A 19,915-nucleotide genomic window follows, 5' to 3' on the forward strand; every position below is an offset into this window, starting at 1 on the left:
TTTTAGTCAATGCATATTTACAATGATCAAGTTTTTCAGTTTTTTAGTGAGAAGCTAAATAGCTTGCTACGCCTTTACGGTCGGCATTCATAGCGTCTTTACCTTCTTCCCAGTTGGCTGGGCAAACTTCGCCGTGTTGTTGTACGTGAGTGTAAGCATCTACAAGGCGCAAGTACTCTTTTACGTTACGACCTAAAGGCATATCGTTGATACTTTCGTGGAATACTTTACCTGTTTCGTCGATAAGGTAAGTAGCGCGGAAAGTTACATCGTCACCTTCGAGGAGGTAAGCATCGGCAGTTTCGTCGTAAATTTCGCGAGAGTCGAGGATACCTAAGATGCGAGCGAGGTTACGGTTGCTATCGGCAAGGATAGGGTAAGTAACGCCTTCAATACCACCGTTGTTTTTAGGGGTGTTGAGCCACGCGAAGTGTACTTCGGCAGTGTCGCAAGAGGCACCTATTACTTTTACGTTGCGTTTTTCGAACTCGGCTAAGGCTTCTTGGAAAGCGTGGAGTTCGGTAGGGCATACGAAAGTAAAATCTTTAGGATACCAGAAAAGAAGTACTTTCTTTTTACTGTTTACGGCTTCAGAAAGCACGTTGATTTTGAATGTATCGCCGAGGTCGCTCATAGCGTTTACCTCGATATTGGGGAATTGTTTTCCTACAAATGACATATTATCTTGTTTTTTTATGTTCTGTTTTACGGGTGCAAAAGTAGGATGTTTTTGAAGATTGTAAATAGTTTTCTAATTGAAAGATTTTATGAAGAGATAGGGATTAGTTATAGGTGTCAGGTGTCAGGTGTCAGGTTTCAGGTGTTGAAGGTCTTTTTAATAGATAATTGATGGCGGTGGCGGCGGCGTGTAAGCCAAAAGCGGCGGGCATAAAACTAATGGTGCCATAGAATGACTTTTTGTAGTCGAGGCCTTCGGTGCGCTGCATAGTGTCTTTGGAAACGATTTCGGAAGAGAATACGGCTTTGATACCCGAATGGATACGCTCGTTTTTCAAGCGTTTGCGTATAAATTTAGCCAATGGGCAGTTATAGGTTTTCATCAGGTCGGCTACTTTTATTTGGGAAACATCGGTGGCGCCTCCTGCTCCCATACAGCTTACTAAACGCACGCGTTGGCGTTTGGCAGAGAGAATGAGGTTGAGCTTTGGGGTGATGCTATCGATACAATCGATTACATAATCGAACTGAGGGGTTACGATTTCGGTAGCGCGTTCGGGGGTGAGGAATTCGTGTATTACGGTAAGGTTGAGTTGGGGGTTGATGTCTAAAAGGCGGGCAGCCATTACATCGGTTTTGTTTTTGCCCACGGTAGAGTGAAGGGCTGGTAGCTGCCTATTGATATTAGATAGAGAGACGCAATCGCCATCGACAATTGTGAGGGATCCTACGCCTGCGCGGGCTATAAATTCGGCGGCAAAAGAGCCAACGCCTCCTAAGCCTACAATGAGTATATGTGCTTTTTGCAAGGTGTTGAGGCCTTGCTGTTTGATTAATAGTTCAGTACGTTCTAACCAGTGATTGTTCATATTTTAAAAAAGCCTCTTCGGTATGGAAGAGGCTTGTACTCAATTTTATAGTATCAATTTTTCTACGGTGCAAAGGTAGGAATAATATTGTGAAGTTCAAAAATATTTTGCTACTTAACGTGAGTTCGACGTAAGTAATTATTAAATAATCAGCAAAATGTTTTAAATCTCCCACGAATTTCACGAATTTTCACGAATTTGGGAGTGTATAAAAGTCTTTATTTTTTATTATCTCACGAATTTTCACCTGACGGTGAATTATTTTGTGAATATATTATGTTACAAAGCTGTAAATCAATGTTCTGTTATATCGAACTGACGTTACTTAATAAAACTGTCCGAAAAGTTTTTTGTTTGGATGTTTATAATAGGAGTTTGCAAATAGCGTTTGTGATGAGCATTTACAATGGGCGTTTGCAGCACATACCCAGCTATCGCTGGCTTTCCTACATAGCATACCCTAAAAGCGATTGATTATCGGAGTAGTCAACTTTGCCAAAGTTGCGAGTCATACGGGCAGGAAACTTTGGCAAAGTATAGCGATGTAAAATCAAATTTTAGACTTTTCGGATAGCCTTATGGTTTTTACTTAGAAGAATAGGGCAACACCGATACCAACACCGAAGTTTCCTATACGCTGTTCGTATTTGTTGTCTTTTTTCTGAGTAAGGCGATAATAATCGTACCCTAAATAACCAGTAATGGCGGCTCCTTCGTTTACGAAGTAGGCGATACCACCTTTAGCACCTAAAGTTAAACCTCTGTATTTTTGACTATCGTCTTTTCCTTCAGATTGACTTGCAAAACCTACTTTTGCTCCTACAAAAGGGGCTAATTTTCCGCCAATAGGGAAGAAATAAGTAGCATTAGGAGCAATTATAAAAGTATTCTTTTTAGTTTCGTTATTTCTTACTTTTGCTGTAGTATTTTCATAACTCAATCCTAAACCCACAGCCAAGTTATTGATAACGAAATAGTTGATGTTAGGAGTGAATTTAAAAGTGTTTTCTGTTCTATCGTCACCTGCTCTACCATCGTATCGAGGGGTGGTTTTCACAGAATTGAAAGAAAGTCCTAAATCAGAACCTACCATCCAGTTTCCTTTTTCAGTTTGTGCGTAGGTAGCGGCTGAAAAAGCGACAGCTACCATCAATAAAAATTTTTTCATATAATTCAATTTTAATTGTTTATAAAGGCAAAGATATGAAATAATTACGAAATACGAGTTACGAATGACGAAAAAGTTGGTTTTTTGCCTTTTACTAATGGCAAAAAACTACCATATCTAATCCGTTTTTAAGACAAAAATCGATATTTTCTTTTAAGCCTATAAATTCACTATTTAAAATAGTAGCGGTATAGCAAACCATCATCGGCAAAAGCGTATAACACATTTTGAGTATAGTAAAGTTTTTTGATATCGCTTTCGGCTTCAAACTCTTTTTGCCAAGTATTGCCTCCATCAGTGGTTTTGTAGATAACCTTGCCTAATGATTGCCAGCCCGTATTTTCATTTTGAAAAGCTAAGGATCGTACACCAATAGGAATTTCAAAAGGTAATTTTTGCCAAGAATATCCCCCATCAGTAGACTTGTATATTTTGTTAACTGATCCAGATATTAAACAATAGCCTATTTGATTAGTAGGGAAATTCACATCGACAGCCCTTCCACTTCCATCGGATTCATTTTCAAATACATATTCTGTCCATTGTTCATTATTACCATTACAGAATAGTATTTTAGGTTTGTAATTTCCGTTTTTGATATCCAATCCACCAATCCATATATGGTTTACATCTCTTTTAAAAGCAAGAAATTGATAATCAACAAGATGACGGGTTGTATTAACTTCTCTTATAGGATAAAAATCTTTCCCATTAGTTGATTTATAGACATCTCCATGTATTGAGACCACAATGATATTTTTCATTTCATCATCACAAATTACTCTATTGAAAGTAATATTTTCTTTGTAAAAAATTTCTTTTCCACTATTAATAAAAGGGTTAGGAGTTTTTGTTCCTCCAATAGGTACTTTGTATACAACACTAAAATACACATTCAGACCTTCGTGAGAGGGGGTAATATAAAAATCAGAAATATAACTCCATACACCTGTATTTGCCCATTTTTCCCAAGTGATACCATTATCTTTGCTAAAAACCACAATATTTCCAGAGGATTTATCCCGTACTTGTGTACTATATATGTAATCTCCTATGATTTGGGTTTTTACATTATATAAATCTTCAGCATTGGCTACATCCCATTGAGTTTTTACCCATTGTCCTACGACTTTATCAATGATACCTATTTTTTGTTCATAGTCATTGGTTACTTTGTTGTCTACCACAGTTTTTTCGCCAAAGTAGAATTTCAACTCTGGCAAATAGGTACTACTGCGGGGTAATACAAGGGTGAGTTTCTTGCCATCGGCTGAAACTGAGGTGATAGTAGCTTCAGTATTTCCAAAAGTTACTTTACATTGTTCTTTTTTAGGAAAATTTTCGCCTAAAATATCTACGCTATCACCTGCATAGCCGTAGTTTTTGCTATACGAAGTGATAACAATTGCTTTTTGTTCTACGGGTGGGGTAACATTTCCGTTTCCATTGTTAGGGTTAGAATCGTCTTTACTACAAGAGGTGAGTAGTAAGAGCACTAAGCCTACTGCTTTTAAAACTTGTTTCATATACATTTTATTTTTAGCATTTTACATTGCAAAAGTAATATTATTTTTCGTAAACACAACAAAGGCTGTCGCAAATTTTAGTTTGCGACAGCCTTTTGTCAATTATCAATTGTTAATTGTCAATTGAATATTGAGTTCTTTCAGTTGTGCCTCATCGATAGGCGAAGGGGCATCAATCATCACATCGCGACCGCTGTTGTTTTTAGGAAAAGCGATAAAGTCGCGTATCGTTTCTTGTCCGCCGAGGAGTGCTACTAATCGGTCGAAGCCAAAAGCCAAGCCACCGTGAGGTGGAGCGCCGTATTTGAAAGCGTTCATCAAGAAGCCAAATTGTGCTTGTGCTTGCTCGGGGGTAAAGCCCAATAGCTGGAACATCTTGGCTTGTAACTCTTGGTTGAAGATACGTATAGAACCACCGCCTACTTCATTACCGTTGAGCACGAGGTCATAAGCATTGGCACGTACAGCACCTGGGTTGCTGTCGAGTAACGGAATATCCTCAGGTTTAGGTGAGGTGAAAGGGTGGTGCATCGCAAAGAAGCGTTCTTCCTCTTCGCTCCACTCCAAAAGAGGGAAATCTACGACCCATAGAGGAGCATATTCATCAGGTTTGCGCAAGCCGATACGCTCGGCGAGTTCCATACGGAGGGCGCTGAGTTGCCCACGTACTTTGTTAGCCTTGCCTGAAAGGATGCAGATAAGGTCGCCTGCTTGGGCGCCAGTGCGCTCTGCCCACGCCTTGAGGTCGTCCTCGTTATAGAATTTATCTACGGATGATTTGAAACTGCCGTCTTCATTGCATTTTACATATACCATTCCGGAAGCGCCTACTTGTGGGCGTTTTACCCATTCCACCAAAGCGTCAATCTCTTTGCGGGTGTAGCTGTTGGCACCAGGTACCGCAATACCAACTACTAATTCGGCTTCGTTGAATACCTTGAAATCGCGGTGTTGTGCGAGGTCGTTGAGTTCGCCGAACTTCATACCAAAACGGATATCGGGTTTGTCGTTGCCGTAAGTTTTCATCGCCTCGGCATAAGTCATACGAGGGAAAGCCCCGAACTCTAAGCCTTTGAGTTCTTTGAGGAGGTGTTTTGCCAATCCTTCAAAGGTTTGGATAACGTCCTCTTGCTCTACAAACGACATTTCGCAGTCTATTTGGGTAAACTCCGGCTGACGGTCGGCGCGGAGGTCTTCATCGCGGAAACACTTTACTATTTGAAAGTACTTGTCTAATCCGCCTACCATTAGCAGTTGCTTAAAGGTCTGTGGTGATTGTGGTAAGGCATAGAACTCACCTGGGTTCATACGGCTGGGCACCACAAAGTCACGAGCCCCTTCGGGTGTTGATTTGATAAGTACAGGGGTTTCTACCTCTATAAAGCCTTGTTCGGATAGGTAGTTGCGCACCATTATCCCCACTTTGTGGCGGAAAATAAGGTTATCGCGTACGGGGGTACGGCGTATATCGAGATAGCGGTACTTCATACGGAGGTCTTCACCGCCATCGGTATTATCTTCAATAGTAAAAGGAGGAAGTTCGGAATGGTTGAGCAGGGTGAGTGCTGTAACGAGGATTTCCACTTCTCCCGTAGGGATATTTGTATTGGCAGCCTCACGTTTGATCACAGTACCTTGAATTTGAATCACGTCCTCGCGTGAGAGGGTTTTCGCCTGCTCAAAGACTGTTTTATCAGTGCGTTCTTCATCGAATATAAGCTGGGTAATACCATAGCGGTCGCGTAGGTCTACCCAAATCATAAATCCCTTGTTGCGGATGCGTTGCACCCATCCGCTAAGGGTTACTTGTTGTTTTTCGTGCGAGAGGCGTAGCTCTCCACAAGTATGCGTTCTGTACATTTATTTGTTGTTAGTTATAAGTTTTGAGTTTTTAATAATAGCTGATTTCGTAGATAGTAGAGGCGTCTTGTTTGGTAAACACTATTTCTTTTCTATCTAAATACTTTCTCTTGCCACTTTCTTCTTTATAAGAAAAGGTATAAACTCTCTCTTGTTCGTATTTTACATCAATAGGTTTGCCTTTAGAATCTTTGGTAATATGCTCTTTATGAGTGATACTAAACTTATAAGTACCATTGGCATTAGTAAACTCTTTGTAAGTCATATTTTTGATAGTCCCTGCCTTTATTTTAGCAATTAGAGCTTCTAATTTTTCTATGTCTTTATCTGAGGTTGAACCAGAAGAGATACTTAGTCCGTCATCATCACCAGAACGATTTTCTATTATACGACTTACATAGCCGTCTTTATCATAGGTATAAGTAAATTTTATAAGTGTGGCATACGATACATTTTCCTTTTTGTACGTATAAGATTGAGAGATAGACTCCAAAATATTTTTAGTAGGGACACCTACCGGAAGTGCATTTAGCAAATAAAAATAGGTGGTATAGACATCTATTTCATCTCTTTCTTCGTTGTTGAAGATAAAAAAGCGATTCTTATTTTCGTTAGGATAATAAGAAAATTTCATTCCTTGAATTTCTTCTTGTCCTGAAGAAGTAGAAGTATAAGTTTCAGCAGTTAAATTGCCATCTTTCCAAATAAATTTACTATTGTCAATTTTAGACAACTGACCTTTTTCATCATAACTAAAATAATTATGTCCGCCAGTCACTTTTAAGTAACCTTTCTCATCTAAAGGAAATTCAAAATTTTGTTTTTCACTATTTGCTATAATTTTTCCTTGAGGATAACTAAATTCATAGGTTACTTGTTCACCTCCTTTATCAGAAGTGTATTTTGAAATGCGCCCCTGAGCATCATATTCATAAGCAAAGACTCCATTTTTTAAAGTATAAATAAATTTAGGTTCCCCATTTAGAAAATAGATTGGGTCATCATTAGAATTCTTTTTTCTATCTAAATAGGTAATCTTTACCTCTTTAATTCTCTTTACCTCAGTAGTTTTAGGAGGTTCAGGGTTATTAGGTATTGGGGTATTAGGGTTATCAGGTGTTGGATTGTCGTCGCTCTTTCCACAAGAAACTAAAGTAAGGACGGCAGTTGCTACTAAAAATAAGGCTTTTTTCATTGTTGATAAATTTAAATAATTCATTTATTTTTATATTCTATTGAGATTTAACTTCTCGGGGTTATTTCTGTTATCCCAGAAGGATAGGATTTCAATCACTTGTGTTTGTTCTATAATTTGGTAAAAAATTGAAAAATTACGAAGTACAATTACTCTTCTTACATCCTTTCTATTATCTACTATTGTTCCTATTCTTGGATTATACTCAAGCATTTCACAAATTTTAGCTATTTCAGCTTCTAATTTTAGAATATAACTTTCTGATTGAGTCTTTTCTAACCAATACAGCGAAATATCATACAATTGAATTTTAGCTTTTGGCAACCAAATAATCGTTAGATCTTCCATTTTTCCAATTCTCTATGAGTTCTCGTAATCCTTTCATTACTTCATTATGAGGAATAAAGACACCTTTTTTTGCCTCTTCTAAGCCTTCATCTATAGAGCGTAGTTCAGCTTCTGAAACCTTTGCATAAGGTTCGGTGTATTCATTAGTAACAATCTCAAAATCTAAATTTTCAAGAGCAGCTTTAACCTTTTCCAATGAGAGATGTTTAGGTGGTTTAATAATAAGTGTACTCATAATTTTAGTATTTTTAAATTCAATTATTTTTGATATACTTCAAGTTCTTTAGTAAGAATTTATAGACAAAGGTTTTTTCTCTTAGGCTTCTTTCTCTATGAGTTCTCGTAATCCTTTCATTACTTTTTTATGAGGAATAAAGATACCTTTTTTGCCTCTTCTAAACCTTCATAGTTCAGCTTCTGAAACCTCTACGTAAGATTCAGATTTGTCAGAGAAATTGGGGATAAAGGTGTTCATTCATCTAATTGAGCAAAAACTCATCCTCCTCATTGCTTTCAATACCTAAGGCTTCATATATGTATTTGAAGGTGGAGAGCAATTTAGGTTTGCCTTCGATGAGGGCTACATCGTGTTCAAAGTGGGCTGAAGGTTTGCCGTCGGCGGTGAGGATTGTCCAACCGTCTTTAAGTTGGCGTATGCTCTTGGTACCCATATTAATCATAGGCTCTATAGCCACGACCATTCCATCTTTAAACTTTTTACCACTACCGCGTCTGCCGTAGTTAGGCATTTCGGGGTCTTCGTGCATTTTGCGACCTACGCCGTGTCCTACGAGTTCGCGCACTACTCCATAGCCGTGTGCCTCACAGTGTTGCTGTATGGCATTTCCAACGTCACCTACACGGTTGCCTGCACGAAACTGACGGATACCTATGTACAGCGATTCTTTGGTTACGCGCAACAGTTCTTTTACTTCGGGGGCTACTTCGCCTACTTCAAAAGTATAAGCGTGGTCGCCATAGTAACCGTTTTTCAGAGCCCCACAATCTATTGAGATGATATCGCCTTCTTGTAGCGGACGGTCGTTAGGAATGCCGTGTACTACTTGCGCATTAGGACTCATACATAGGGTATTAGGAAAGCCATACAATCCCAAAAATCCTGGGATAGCCCCTTGACTACGGATGTACTCTTCGGCGATTTTATCTAAATATAGGGTGGTTACCCCTGGTTTTACTTCTTTTGCCATTATCCCCAAAGTGCGTGATACTACTTGGGCTGCCTGGTGTAGTAGTTCTATTTCTTCGGCTGTTCTAATGTGAATCATTTGTAATTACGAATTACGAAAGACGAATTACGAAAGTTTTGTCATTCGTAACTCGTCATTCGTAATTAGATTTCTATTTTTTGAATTGTTTTAATAAATTGGTAGTGGAGCTGTCGTGAGCAGAGAGTTCGGAAGTGGCAAGGTCTTTAAGGATTTTGCTTGCCAACTGTTTGCCGAGCTCTACGCCCCATTGGTCGTAACTGTAAATGTTCCAAATCACACCTTCTACAAATATCTTGTGCTCATACATTGCGATAAGGCTACCCAAACTTTCAGGGGTGAGTTTATCAATGAGGATAGAGGTTGTAGGGCGGTTACCCGTAAACACTTTGAAAGGCACTAAGGCTTCGTTTACCTTGTCACCCATTTCTTTACGCACTTCGGCTTCGGTTTTACCTTTTAAAAGAGCTTCGGTTTGTGCAAAGAAGTTAGCCATTAGCTTGTTATGGTGGTCGGTATTGCCGTGCAATGAGTGTTTAAAGCCAATGAAATCAGTAGGTATCAATTTAGTACCTTGGTGGATGAGCTGGAAGAACGCGTGTTGAGAGTTCGTTCCTGGTTCACCCCAGATGATTACCCCAGTTTGGTAAGGGATAGCGTTGCCATCACGATCGGTTTGTTTACCGTTACTTTCCATTATACCTTGTTGTAGGTAAGCTGCCAAGCGTTGCAAATACTGAGTATAAGGAATGATCGCTTGACTTTCGGATCCGTAGAAGTTGTTGTACCACACGCTGAGCAATGCCAAGACTACTGGAATGTTCTTCTCAAAAGGAGCTGTGCGGAAATGCTCGTCCATAGCGTGTGCTCCTTTGAGCAACTTATCAAAATTGTCGTAACCTACCGATAGAGCAATGCTGAGACCTACGGCACTCCACAATGAGAAGCGTCCGCCTACCCAGTCCCACATAGGGAATACATTATCAGGGTCTATACCGAATTTATCGATTTCTTGCAAGTTAGTAGATACTGCTACAAAGTGTTTAGCAATATCTTTTTCTGAGCCTGATTTGAGAAACCATTCTTTTACAGTAAGCGCATTCGAAAGGGTTTCGAGTGTTGTAAAAGTTTTAGAAACAATCACTATCAAGGTAGTTTCGGGGTTGAGGTGCTTGATAGTTTCGAGCACGTGGTCGCCATCTACATTGCTGATGAAGTGTACGTTGAGGTGATTCTTATAGAATTTAAGCGCCTCAGTTACCATTGCCGGACCGAGGTCAGAGCCACCGATACCGATATTCACCACATCGGTAAAGGCTTTACCGGTATAACCTTTGCGTTTGCCACTGATGACCTCTTCGCTGAACTGTTTGATTTTGTGTTTTACAGCTACTACTTCGGGCATTACGTTCTTGCCATCTACGTTTATCACACTGTTTTCGGGCGCGCGAAGGGCAGTGTGCAATACGGCGCGTTTTTCGGTGTTGTTGATAAGGTCGCCACCGAAGTACTTTTCGATAGCATCTTTAAGGTGACATTCGTCAGCGAGTTGCACGAGGAGTTTCATTGTTTCCTCATCAATGCGGTTTTTAGAATAATCTACGTAAAAGTCGTGCCATTTGATAGTGAATTTCTCCCCGCGAGCAGGGTCTTTCTCAAATAGAGAAAGTGTATGGTGGTCTTTTACTTCAGTAAAATGTTTTTGCAATGCTTTCCAAGCATTGGTTTGTGTTGGATTACTATTTTTTAACATTTTTAAATATAATTATATTAGTTGTTAGTTATCAAAGTTAGTTGTTAATTTACTCTTCAAGGTCAGCTAAATCAAGAAACATTAAGCGGGTATTGTCCTCTTTATCATTATCTGAAAGAAATTCAAAACCCATTCTTTGGTAAAAAGGTATTGCTTGTCTGTAGGCATCAACAGTAATGAGACGACAAGCGTGTCTGTCATTCAATTCAACACAATCATCAATGATAGTGTTCATAATCACTCTACCAATCCCTTTGCCTTTAAAAGACTTATCAATAGCTAAACGTCCTATCTTAAGAGCTGGTATAGTTTTTAAATGTCGTTTAGGATAAGGCATAAGTTCTCTTAAAAACTTTCTAAACTGACTTTTGCTAGTGAACATATCTTCCCTTAGTTGCAGACTATCATTTAGTAAACTATAATAAGCTAGAGTATGTTCACTATTTTCAACAACAAAAGTGGTAGCAAGTTTTTCTTTTCGATAAGGAATTGCTTCTTCAAAAAGGAACTCATTCAAATCGTCATCTTCACAATCAAAAGGTTTAATAGAATGGTTTTCTCTAAGCACAAGTACTGATACATCTTGTAAACTCTCTAACAGTGTCATTTTTCTTTCTTTTTAAACAAAGTTCTAAACATTTCAGCGTCTTTACGGATAGTTTCGCGACTAATTCCCAGTCTTTTAAAATTATCTTTAAAACCTGCTAATTTCTTGTAGAACTCTATTACATCTTGCCCTTCTAATACGGGAGTTGGTTTTATTTCTCTTGCCATAGTTTTTGGTTTTTGGATTGTGTTTCAGAGTGCAAAGGTATAAAATAATCGCAGAACACGAAAAATAACTTGTCTTAATGATACACTCTATCTATTGCTTCTTTTAGTCTTTTTATTAATCGCAAATTAGGACTTTTAACAGCTTGAGTGTATAATTGGGTATCGCTAATCTTTGGTAGAACATATTTTTTTGAATACCCCTGAAAATTAAAAATCTCTCGAGGAGTAAGCCTACGAATGCCAAAATCATCTCGTACAAAAGTATTTTTTATAACACTCATTTGTAATGATATACTAGCATTAGGCAACAGGGCATATACTTTTGATGATTTTATTTGGTAAAGAGTATCTTTACACTTCATTTCTCTCATCAATTCTATTGAAAAAGCCGAACTGAGCTCTACATAATAGCAATCCCATTGTTTACCTTTTTCCAAAAAATCATTAATAGTACGACTTGTTGGCATTCTTTCTGGAAACTGAAACACTTCCTGCTGTTTTATACTCATTTTGTCTAAGACAACAATAAAAACTGATTCTTTATCCATCGGTATATCAGCATACTCCTTAGGGCTCATTAGTTGATAATAAGTGTGATAATCTTTACCTTCAAGAAAAGAAAGAAACTTCTTTAATGTTTTTCCCTTTGTATCGGTCAAAAGCCCTTTCTTACCTTCTAACAACATTACTTTAGGACGTGATGCTAATAACTCAATCTCTTTTTGAAACGCTTCTATACTCAAGATTTTGTATGTAGGTATTTTCTCCTCTTCTAATAAGTCAAAATATCTAAATTCAGTAGGTTTCATAATAGCTAAGCCACTTAATTTCCTAATTTATCCAATTGTTCTTTTAGAGGTTTGATAAACTCTAAATACTTTGCTTTTAGCTTGGCCTCTATAGGCACCGAGTCAGGTAGTTTTTCTTTCAAGGGGTCTACTTGCACGCCATTTTTCCAGAAGCGATAACATACGTGAGGGCCTGTTGCTAAACCGGTACTTCCTACCAGCCCAATCACTTCACCTTGAGCTACGTGTTTCCCTTTACGGGCTAAGATTTTTGACATATGTAAGTACTGTGTTGTATACATATTGTTGTGGCGCACTTTCACATAGTTACCATTGCCTGAACTATAGCCTGCTTCTATCACGGTACCTGCAGCAGTTACGCGTATAGGGGTACCCGCAGGAGCGGCATAATCAGTGCCGAAGTGCCCTTTCATACGGTGAAGCACAGGGTGAAAACGCATTCCAAATTTAGAAGTAATACGGAAGATATCCAAAGGTGATTTTAAGAACATACGTTTCATCATATTGCCGTTCTCGTCGTAATAGCCATTTGTACCTTTGATAGAATCGGTGGTAAAATTGAAAGCGTAATACGCCTTACCTCCCCATTCAAAATAAGCGGCTTTTACTTTTTCAACACCTGCATAGATGGTGTCGTCCACATAGCGTTCGTCGTAAATAATTTTGAATTTATCGCCTTTTTGCAAGCGGAAGAAGTCGATAGTATAATCGAATATTTGGCCTAATTGATAGGTAGCATTTTGGCTAATTCCAGCATTTTGTGCATCGACAGTAAGGTTGTTTTCAATTTCACCTTTTATAGCTTTTTCTTTTATAGAAACTTTTCGTTCAGCGTTATAAGCGTGGATAGAATCGGTGAGTCGCACTACGATATAATTTACAATATCGGGTTGATAGACGAAGCTATGAGGTGTATCGGGGTGTTTTTTGTCGAATAAAAAAGCATAAGGATGCCCTACGCGGAAATCCTTAGGTTTGATAAATTCCTTAGTTACCTCGGTAATATGATGGATTTCGTTTGCACCGATATGCTGTTCTTCAAGGAGTTTGCCAAAAGTATCGCCTTGTTTGAGGGTGTCTTTCACAATGTTGTAGTCGTTGAGGTTGAAGCCAAACTCATACACGGGAGGTTTAGGGGCTTCGGTAGTGGAAGAGGCAGTAGTTTTTTCGGTTTTAGAGGTGCGGTCACAAGCCGTAAAAAGTGATAGAGAGCTGAGTAGTGAAAGGTAATATATTTTTTTCATTCTAATTGTTTTAGTAAAAAGATTGCAAATAATGCGCCAAAGGTAAGAATAATTTGTCAATTAGCAAATTTGTCGATTAGCAATTTTGCTTCTAAAAATATTTTGTCAATTCATTAAAAGTTTGTAATTTTGCTCGTCTAAAAATATATTTTGAATTATATAAACCTTTTATGACTCTTACTTTAGCCTCTTTAAAAATAGGACAAACAGCTGTTATTGTGGGATTTGCCCCTGAATGCCGACAAGAAGTGCGACAACGCTTACTCGACTTAGGCTTTGTGCGCGGCTCAAAAATTAAGATAGAAAATGTGAGTCCGCTTGCCGACCCGATTGCTTATACTATTCATCATACCCAAATTGCTTTACGCAAGAGTGATGCACTTTGTGTGCTGATTCAGGTAACAGATAACAAGCAACAGGAAACAAGGGATAGAGGATAGGGGTTGTTCAAAAAAATAATTAATAATCAAGCTAATCAACTTTGCTAAAATCTGAAACTTTGGCAAAGTGTAGTAATAGAGATAAATAAAAAAGAATAAATCAAACGAGCTATTTAACGGCTTGTTGTGTTATGACTATGAAAAATACTTGCGATACTTGTGCTCTTAATCCTTCAGCTTCCTTAAAACCTTTAGGGGAGGAGGCGGGTGCTTACCACTATACTATCGCCCTTGCAGGAAATCCTAACACCGGCAAGAGTACCGTTTTTAATGCGCTTACAGGGTTGCGTCAGCACACAGGTAACTGGCCTGGCAAAACCGTTACCCGTGCTGAGGGGAGTTTTTCCTTTCACGACCAGCGTTACCGCATTATCGACCTGCCAGGCACTTATTCGCTGCTCTCTACCTCAGAAGACGAGGAAGTAGCGCGCGATTTTATCCTCTTTGGCAAACCCGATGTAACGGTGATCGTAGTAGATGCAAGTCGATTAGAGCGCAATCTCAGCTTGGCATTACAAATACTTGAAATTACAGATAAAGCGGTACTGTGTCTCAACTTGATGGATGAGGCACGCCGCCATCATATCACGATAGATACCCGTACACTCTCTCGCGATTTGGGTATTCCTGTGGTGGCGACTTCAGCACGTACTAAAGAAGGGATTGCCGATTTGCTTTTTGCTATTGAAGATGTAGTAAGCGGTAAATTTCAAACCAAAAAACAGACTTATATAGATCTTCCTAAAGAAAATGCTGAAGCTATTGCTGAACTGCAATCGGCACTTTCTGAACTCAACCCCGATTTGCCAAATACTCGTTGGCTTGCTATGCGACTCATTGAAGGTGATGAAAGTGTACAAAAAGGCGTGGAAGAAGGGACTTTTTCAGCTGAAAATAATCCCGAAAAACAAGCACGAGTGCTGCGTATAGCCGATGAGTATCACAAGATTTTAGGCGATACCTACCGCAATGATTTGGTAGAGGCAATTTACGCTGAAGCTACGAAGCTGATTAACGCTTCGGTGAGTACTGATTTTTCGGCGCGTTCTTTCCGTATCGATCGTGCGATTGATAGGGTAGTTACCCATAAAATTTGGGGTTTCCCTATTATGTTTCTGCTGTTGGCAGGCGTGTTGTGGATTACTATCATCGGAGCTAATTATCCTTCACAATGGCTTTCGGATGTGTTTGTAGGGTGGCTTTATCCGCTTTTGAAAAATGGAGCTAATGCCTTGCACTTTCCTTGGTGGCTCAGCGGTTTCCTCATCGATGGGGTGTATTTAGCCACCACGTGGGTGATTTCGGTGATGTTGCCTCCAATGGCGATATTCTTCCCTTTGTTTACTCTTCTTGAAGATTTTGGTTATTTACCACGTGTGGCTTTCAATCTCGACAAGCTCTTCCGCACCGCGGGCGCTCACGGCAAACAAGCCCTCACAATGAGTATGGGCTTTGGCTGTAATGCTGCAGGGGTAGTAGCGACACGTATTATCAACAGTCCGCGTGAGAAACTGATAGCCATTATCACCAATAACTTCTCGCTTTGCAATGGGCGTTGGCCTACCCAAATACTTATTGCGACCTTGTTCATTGGAGCATTAGTTCCCAAACAGTGGAGCGGTACAGTTGCGATGCTCGCAGTGATAGGCATAGCAGTGTTGGGCATAGTATTTTCATTCCTCACCTCGTGGCTGTTGAGCAAGACCCTCCTCAAAGGAGAATCATCATTTTTTGTATTGGAATTGCCGCCATATCGTCCGCCGCGTTTTTTTCAAACACTCTACACCTCACTTATTGATAGAACCATTATCGTACTTTGGCGTGCTATTGTGTTTGCTGCCCCTGCAGGAGCAGTGATATGGCTGATATGCAACTTGCAAATAGCCCAGCAACCCATTGCGCTTTGGCTTATACAAGGCTTAGACCCTATAGGTGTGTTTATAGGTTTAAACGGAGTGATTTTGCTCGCCTATATCGTTGCTATTCCTGCCAATGAAATTGTAATCCCTACGGTGCTAATGCTCACCACTATGGTATTAGGGCAAACAGCAGTAGGCGAGGGGGCTGGTGTACTTATGGAAGCCTCCACCTCACAAGTAGGCGTATTGCTATACGCTGGTGGATGGACACTCCTCACGGCTGTAAATTTAATGCTTTTCAGCTTGTTACACAACCCTTGTAGTACGACTATCTACACTATTTACAAAGAAACCCACAGCAAGAAATGGACACTTATTGCTACCCTGTTGCCTGTGCTCTATGGGATAGTGGTGTGTTTTCTCGTCGCACGAATTTTTGGTTAAAACACACATTAGAAAGATGAAACAAGTTACCCTATTTTTAGTATTGTTAGCATTCAGTTTAGTAGGGAATGCCCAGCCTTTTCAGATTCAAAAAATGAAAGATTTTAGCAAAATAAGTTTTAAAGATTGGCAACCCGATACTTCTGTATTTTGTGGAGGGTCGAGTACTTATTTGCAAAAAGGAGATGATAAAGTGCAAATACTTACAGACGAACGAATAAAACAGATAATGTTCAGCAGTGTTGTACACCCTTATAGGTATGTGTATCAGTATGATGTTCATAGTAATAAACTTATAAAAAGCACTACATTTTTTTATGATATGCTTGTAGGGAAGACCTATCATTACGGCGCAAATGGGAAGATTACTAAAGAAGAAGATTGGGATGCCCCTTATAAAATATCTATTGATGAGCTAAAAACTATTTGCAAACAGAAATTCCATCTCGATTTGATGGATGTCTCCTTGAAGTTAGACGTTCGTAGAGCAAATCATCAAAAACCTGTTTATGTTATTTGTATTCCAGCACCTTATAGAAGAGGACCAGAAGGGAAATACATCACTTTGAGTGCTGATAATGGAACAGTCCTTTTTGAGAAAGAAATTCATTCTAAAGCAGAATTTAAAGCGTGTTTAAATGAAATTTACGGTATTTCAGAAGAATAAAAGGTTAATAGTTAATGAACAATTAGCTCGGCAAAGTGTTACCATCATCGGATTTAAAACATCCACCTCTCTCGCGGACTTCCTTCAAAGAGAGAGATGCGATGTAAAAGCAACAACATTCTGTTAATCAAGGATTATTATTTTTCAACTCTTGACCCATATTGTAATAAAAGATTTATAGCTTCACAAGTGTTGTAGAACAAAAACATATTTTTAAATAGCAATTATCCAGCCTAATATAAAAAATAATACCCATATAATATGTAACACCCAAACAATGATTGCCCTATCAGTATCTCTTATCTTCTTTTGCCAAAGGTATAATAACAAAGAACAAATCACTACATACACCCCAAGCAATATGTAATACACTTGATATTGCCACAAAGGTGGTTTGTATATTTCATAATCCATTCGTTGCATCAAATCTTCTGTGTCAAACCAATTTCCAGTCATCCAAGAAAACTGAAATATCGCAACAATATTGTAAATCCAAAATAAAAATACAATTTTATATAGTTTCATTATTTAGAACTTTTTCTTCATTAGACCTTACAAAAAAACATCTCGGTAACATCCTTTTTAGCCCAATATATGCATTTTTTACCATCTATTTAGTTCTCTTACTTAATTGTTCCAATCGGAATTCTTTAAAATTCTTGTAGAAAACAAAGTCTTCAGGAAGTAGTTCGTCAGCAATATGCCATTCGATAGTATCTTTTTGTCTGAAAATATAGAAACATTCATAAGGAAAATCACGAATGAATTTGAAATTTAAAAAAGGATATACTTTAGCATTATTGAGATATGCTTTAGGTATTGATGAAAAAAGACTATCTGTATTGAAAGGGATATCTATTATTGTAGAATCTTTAAGAACTCCCTTGTTGTAAATCTGTTCATGGATTAGAAATCTGTTTTTAGTAACTTCAACTATTTCTAGTTCATCTTTGTCGATATTTATAGGGATCTCAGGTTCTACATAAAAATATTTAATTTTCAGAATTTCATTTTCATTGGATTTTTGTGCTTTCTCTATGGTATTTTTGTCGCTTTTCTGTTCTTTGGTAGAGCAAAAAAAGAGTGAAAAAGCCATTAGTAACAAGTAAAATTTCATCTGTTTAGAAATTTAAAAGGTAATACGCTGACAAAGGTAATGATTTTTTAGTGGAAATCAAAAAGTTTTTTCTAATAAGAAGAGATTATTCAATTAACAATTGACAATTAAGAATTAACAAAAGTGGTGTGAAGGGATTGGCAGATAGGTATGTGAAACACAAAATTTTACGAATTTTCACCTGACGGTGAATTATTAGAATTACTGTACCCATAAAAAAGGGTTTATACAAAATTCCAAAAGTTCTTTGGCACTAACATATTCATTAAATGTTAGGAAAATAACAATCATTATCATAGGAAAATAATAATACCATAGAAATATTACTATAGGAAAAACATAGTAACTATAGCTACTAATATTGCATTTTTTTAATATATACTTGATTATTTTGAAAATAATAAAATGCAAACAAAAAACCCAAATAAGTAAAAAAGATAGTTTTACTAAGTAGTGAATAGAGAATTTATTTGTAAATTTTACAATATCAGGTTTAATAGAGAATAGATATGATAAAAATTCAGTGCTGAAAAAGCTACTACTTTCTAAATAAGCAAAAAATATTTTTATTACTAAAAGAGTGAGTACTATTATGTACAAAAAGTCACTCATTATTTTTTTAGGGAGATAAAACATATATTTCATTATAACACACTATCTACAATTTCTTTTTTCTTCAAACTAATCTATTATATTATCCATAAATACTTTTACTTTTTTAATTTCTAAAGAGAATGCACTTCTGTGCTCTCATTGGCTATTGTCTATGAATTAGTCTCTATAAAAACCTACTTTTAAGTTTTCTTTCTCTATGAGTTCCTTTAAAATATTACTTACAACAAAATTAGACTTATATTTAGCATCTCTAACTATTAAAAGATTGGGGGCGATATCTTCTTTTATAATGATAGGATCATCTATGATTGTGCCTCCTCTTGCCAATTCTCTATGACCTGATTTTTCATAGTCTATTATAGGCATTATTGTATTAATTCTCACAGCGTAGAATAGATAAGAATCATTCTTTACCAGCACTTTACAAGGTACGAAATCTATTTCACCGTTTAAATGAGGTTGAATTACTTCTTTGAATCTTGCGCTAAAAACAGGAATCCCTCCCATTATCACATCTTCCAAATAATCTACTTCGAGGAGGATTTCTTTGGTTAGCCCTTCTTGAGCTATTGCTGTTAGTTCTAAATTTTCAACAGGTTCTCGTTGGTCAGAGAAAAATATTTTTCTAACCCTATCATAAGAACCTTGTATCTCAATATATGAGTCACTATTTGAAATTAAAAAATACCACATAATTTATTCTAATCTTTGTGTTTTATAATAAATAGTATTATTCCTCTACTTTGGGATTATCTTTTAACCATTCTTGAATGTTCTTTGCTTCATTGAGTAAAAGGGCTCTATCTACATCGGAATTGTCGTTAGGAATACACTCAACGTTGATATAGACTTGCTCTCTCGGCTGATTGATTGAGAAAATGCCCTCCTGATCCATTTTTTGCATCGCTTGTACCATTGCCGAGACTCTTAGTTCAAACTCTCGCTCTATTTCATCTTCGTCTTCCATATCAAAAATACTAGGATAAGTATCTAACAAACTTTGAACAGGCTTGAAATATTCTTCACCAAAAGCGTAATAAGGCGAATCGGCAAAGTTCCATTTGTATAACCAAATTTCTTCTTTGGGGTGTTTAGGTATCTCTCTGTCCAAGGCTTCATAAGACCAAGCCGATAGAATAGGTGCATAGCCCTCAGCAGGAGCAAGTAATACACAATTGTAATAATGTTCCTTGTTCTTAAACAATTCCAAGAATGCTTCTTTAGCACACTTATAGATAAGCTGACTTAATGCTTCTGTTCGCGCTTCTTCTGTCATTTTAATTTGATGCTATTTTTTGAAAATATTGAGGGTTTATTACCTAA

At 37.8% G+C, this 19,915-nt stretch carries 21 protein-coding genes; 3 read left to right on the forward strand and 18 right to left on the reverse strand.

All coding sequences use genetic code 11. The annotated features are described in order from the left end of the window. Nucleotides 1–43 precede the first annotated feature (43 nt). The 14 genes from I7X29_RS10970 to I7X29_RS11035 form a co-directional block, all read right to left on the reverse strand. Nucleotides 44–679, reverse strand: a complete 636-nt coding sequence (locus I7X29_RS10970) for a peroxiredoxin (protein WP_198474676.1) — start codon at nt 677–679, stop codon at nt 44–46. Nucleotides 680–809: 130 nt separating this feature from the next. Further along, on the reverse strand, nt 810–1,547 hold the full coding sequence (locus I7X29_RS10975; RefSeq protein ID WP_198474678.1) for a tRNA threonylcarbamoyladenosine dehydratase: 738 nt from the start codon (nt 1,545–1,547) through the stop codon (nt 810–812). A 589-nt stretch (nt 1,548–2,136) separates the two neighbouring features. Beyond that, nucleotides 2,137–2,715: an outer membrane beta-barrel protein gene (locus I7X29_RS10980; protein ID WP_198474680.1), complete on the reverse strand. Its 579-nt coding sequence runs from the start codon at nt 2,713–2,715 to the stop codon at nt 2,137–2,139. A gap of 170 nt (nt 2,716–2,885) precedes the next feature. Beyond that, the gene (locus I7X29_RS10985; RefSeq protein ID WP_225879531.1) at nt 2,886–4,241 is read right to left on the reverse strand and encodes a WD40/YVTN/BNR-like repeat-containing protein; all 1,356 of its coding nucleotides are present in this window, start codon (nt 4,239–4,241) and stop codon (nt 2,886–2,888) included. Between the two features lie 105 nt (nt 4,242–4,346). Next, nucleotides 4,347–6,101, reverse strand: coding sequence for an aspartate--tRNA ligase (gene aspS, locus I7X29_RS10990; RefSeq protein ID WP_198474681.1), 1,755 nt, complete (start codon nt 6,099–6,101; stop codon nt 4,347–4,349). Between the two features lie 31 nt (nt 6,102–6,132). After that, complete coding sequence (locus tag I7X29_RS10995) at nt 6,133–7,296, reverse strand: sugar-binding protein (RefSeq protein WP_198474683.1); 1,164 nt, start codon at nt 7,294–7,296, stop codon at nt 6,133–6,135. Nucleotides 7,297–7,326: 30 nt separating this feature from the next. Further along, nucleotides 7,327–7,644, reverse strand: a complete 318-nt coding sequence (locus I7X29_RS11000) for a type II toxin-antitoxin system RelE/ParE family toxin (RefSeq protein ID WP_198474685.1) — start codon at nt 7,642–7,644, stop codon at nt 7,327–7,329. Continuing rightward, nucleotides 7,607–7,879: a hypothetical protein gene (locus I7X29_RS11005; protein ID WP_198474688.1), complete on the reverse strand. Its 273-nt coding sequence runs from the start codon at nt 7,877–7,879 to the stop codon at nt 7,607–7,609. Before I7X29_RS11005 ends, I7X29_RS11000 begins: the two co-directional genes overlap by 38 nt. Nucleotides 7,880–8,123: 244 nt before the next feature. Beyond that, entirely contained in the window at nt 8,124–8,930 is an 807-nt protein-coding gene (map, locus tag I7X29_RS11010) for a type I methionyl aminopeptidase (RefSeq protein ID WP_198474690.1), read from the reverse strand. A gap of 73 nt (nt 8,931–9,003) precedes the next feature. Further along, on the reverse strand, nt 9,004–10,623 hold the full coding sequence (gene pgi, locus I7X29_RS11015; protein WP_198474692.1) for a glucose-6-phosphate isomerase: 1,620 nt from the start codon (nt 10,621–10,623) through the stop codon (nt 9,004–9,006). A gap of 49 nt (nt 10,624–10,672) precedes the next feature. Further along, a complete protein-coding gene (locus I7X29_RS11020; RefSeq protein ID WP_198474694.1) occupies nt 10,673–11,230 on the reverse strand; it encodes a GNAT family N-acetyltransferase in 558 nt (185 codons plus the stop codon). Continuing rightward, a complete protein-coding gene (locus I7X29_RS11025; RefSeq protein WP_198474697.1) occupies nt 11,227–11,397 on the reverse strand; it encodes a hypothetical protein in 171 nt (56 codons plus the stop codon). The genes I7X29_RS11020 and I7X29_RS11025 overlap by 4 nt, the downstream gene beginning before the upstream one ends. Before the next feature lie 74 nt (nt 11,398–11,471). Continuing rightward, the gene (locus I7X29_RS11030; RefSeq protein WP_198474699.1) at nt 11,472–12,206 is read right to left on the reverse strand and encodes a DNA cytosine methyltransferase; all 735 of its coding nucleotides are present in this window, start codon (nt 12,204–12,206) and stop codon (nt 11,472–11,474) included. Nucleotides 12,207–12,220: 14 nt separating this feature from the next. Next, nucleotides 12,221–13,450, reverse strand: a complete 1,230-nt coding sequence (locus I7X29_RS11035; protein ID WP_198474701.1) for a M23 family metallopeptidase — start codon at nt 13,448–13,450, stop codon at nt 12,221–12,223. Nucleotides 13,451–13,620: 170 nt separating this feature from the next. Between I7X29_RS11035 and I7X29_RS11040 the strand changes: the two genes are divergently transcribed. From I7X29_RS11040 to I7X29_RS11050, 3 genes are all read left to right on the forward strand, one after another. Next, nucleotides 13,621–13,890 (forward strand): FeoA family protein, encoded by a 270-nt coding sequence (locus I7X29_RS11040; protein ID WP_198474703.1) that lies wholly within the window; start codon nt 13,621–13,623, stop codon nt 13,888–13,890. Nucleotides 13,891–14,027: 137 nt separating this feature from the next. Beyond that, on the forward strand, nt 14,028–16,193 hold the full coding sequence (gene feoB / locus I7X29_RS11045; RefSeq protein WP_198474705.1) for a ferrous iron transport protein B: 2,166 nt from the start codon (nt 14,028–14,030) through the stop codon (nt 16,191–16,193). A gap of 16 nt (nt 16,194–16,209) precedes the next feature. Then, a complete protein-coding gene (locus I7X29_RS11050) occupies nt 16,210–16,860 on the forward strand; it encodes a hypothetical protein (RefSeq protein WP_198474707.1) in 651 nt (216 codons plus the stop codon). Nucleotides 16,861–17,073: 213 nt separating this feature from the next. On the opposite strand, the gene I7X29_RS11055 is transcribed toward I7X29_RS11050, so the two are convergent. The 4 genes from I7X29_RS11055 to I7X29_RS11070 all read right to left on the reverse strand — a co-directional run bounded on the left by I7X29_RS11055 (nt 17,074) and on the right by I7X29_RS11070 (nt 19,868). Next, nucleotides 17,074–17,316: a hypothetical protein gene (locus I7X29_RS11055; RefSeq protein ID WP_225883731.1), complete on the reverse strand. Its 243-nt coding sequence runs from the start codon at nt 17,314–17,316 to the stop codon at nt 17,074–17,076. A gap of 154 nt (nt 17,317–17,470) precedes the next feature. Then, the gene (locus I7X29_RS11060; RefSeq protein WP_198474711.1) at nt 17,471–17,977 is read right to left on the reverse strand and encodes a hypothetical protein; all 507 of its coding nucleotides are present in this window, start codon (nt 17,975–17,977) and stop codon (nt 17,471–17,473) included. A 771-nt stretch (nt 17,978–18,748) separates the two neighbouring features. Further along, entirely contained in the window at nt 18,749–19,285 is a 537-nt protein-coding gene (locus I7X29_RS11065; protein WP_198474713.1) for an imm11 family protein, read from the reverse strand. Nucleotides 19,286–19,322: 37 nt separating this feature from the next. Next, nucleotides 19,323–19,868: a DUF4303 domain-containing protein gene (locus tag I7X29_RS11070; protein WP_198474715.1), complete on the reverse strand. Its 546-nt coding sequence runs from the start codon at nt 19,866–19,868 to the stop codon at nt 19,323–19,325. Between the last annotated feature and the right edge of the window lie 47 nt (nt 19,869–19,915).

The sequence above is a fragment of the Capnocytophaga periodontitidis genome (assembly GCF_016126015.1).
In the GTDB taxonomy this organism is placed as follows: domain Bacteria; phylum Bacteroidota; class Bacteroidia; order Flavobacteriales; family Flavobacteriaceae; genus Capnocytophaga; species Capnocytophaga periodontitidis.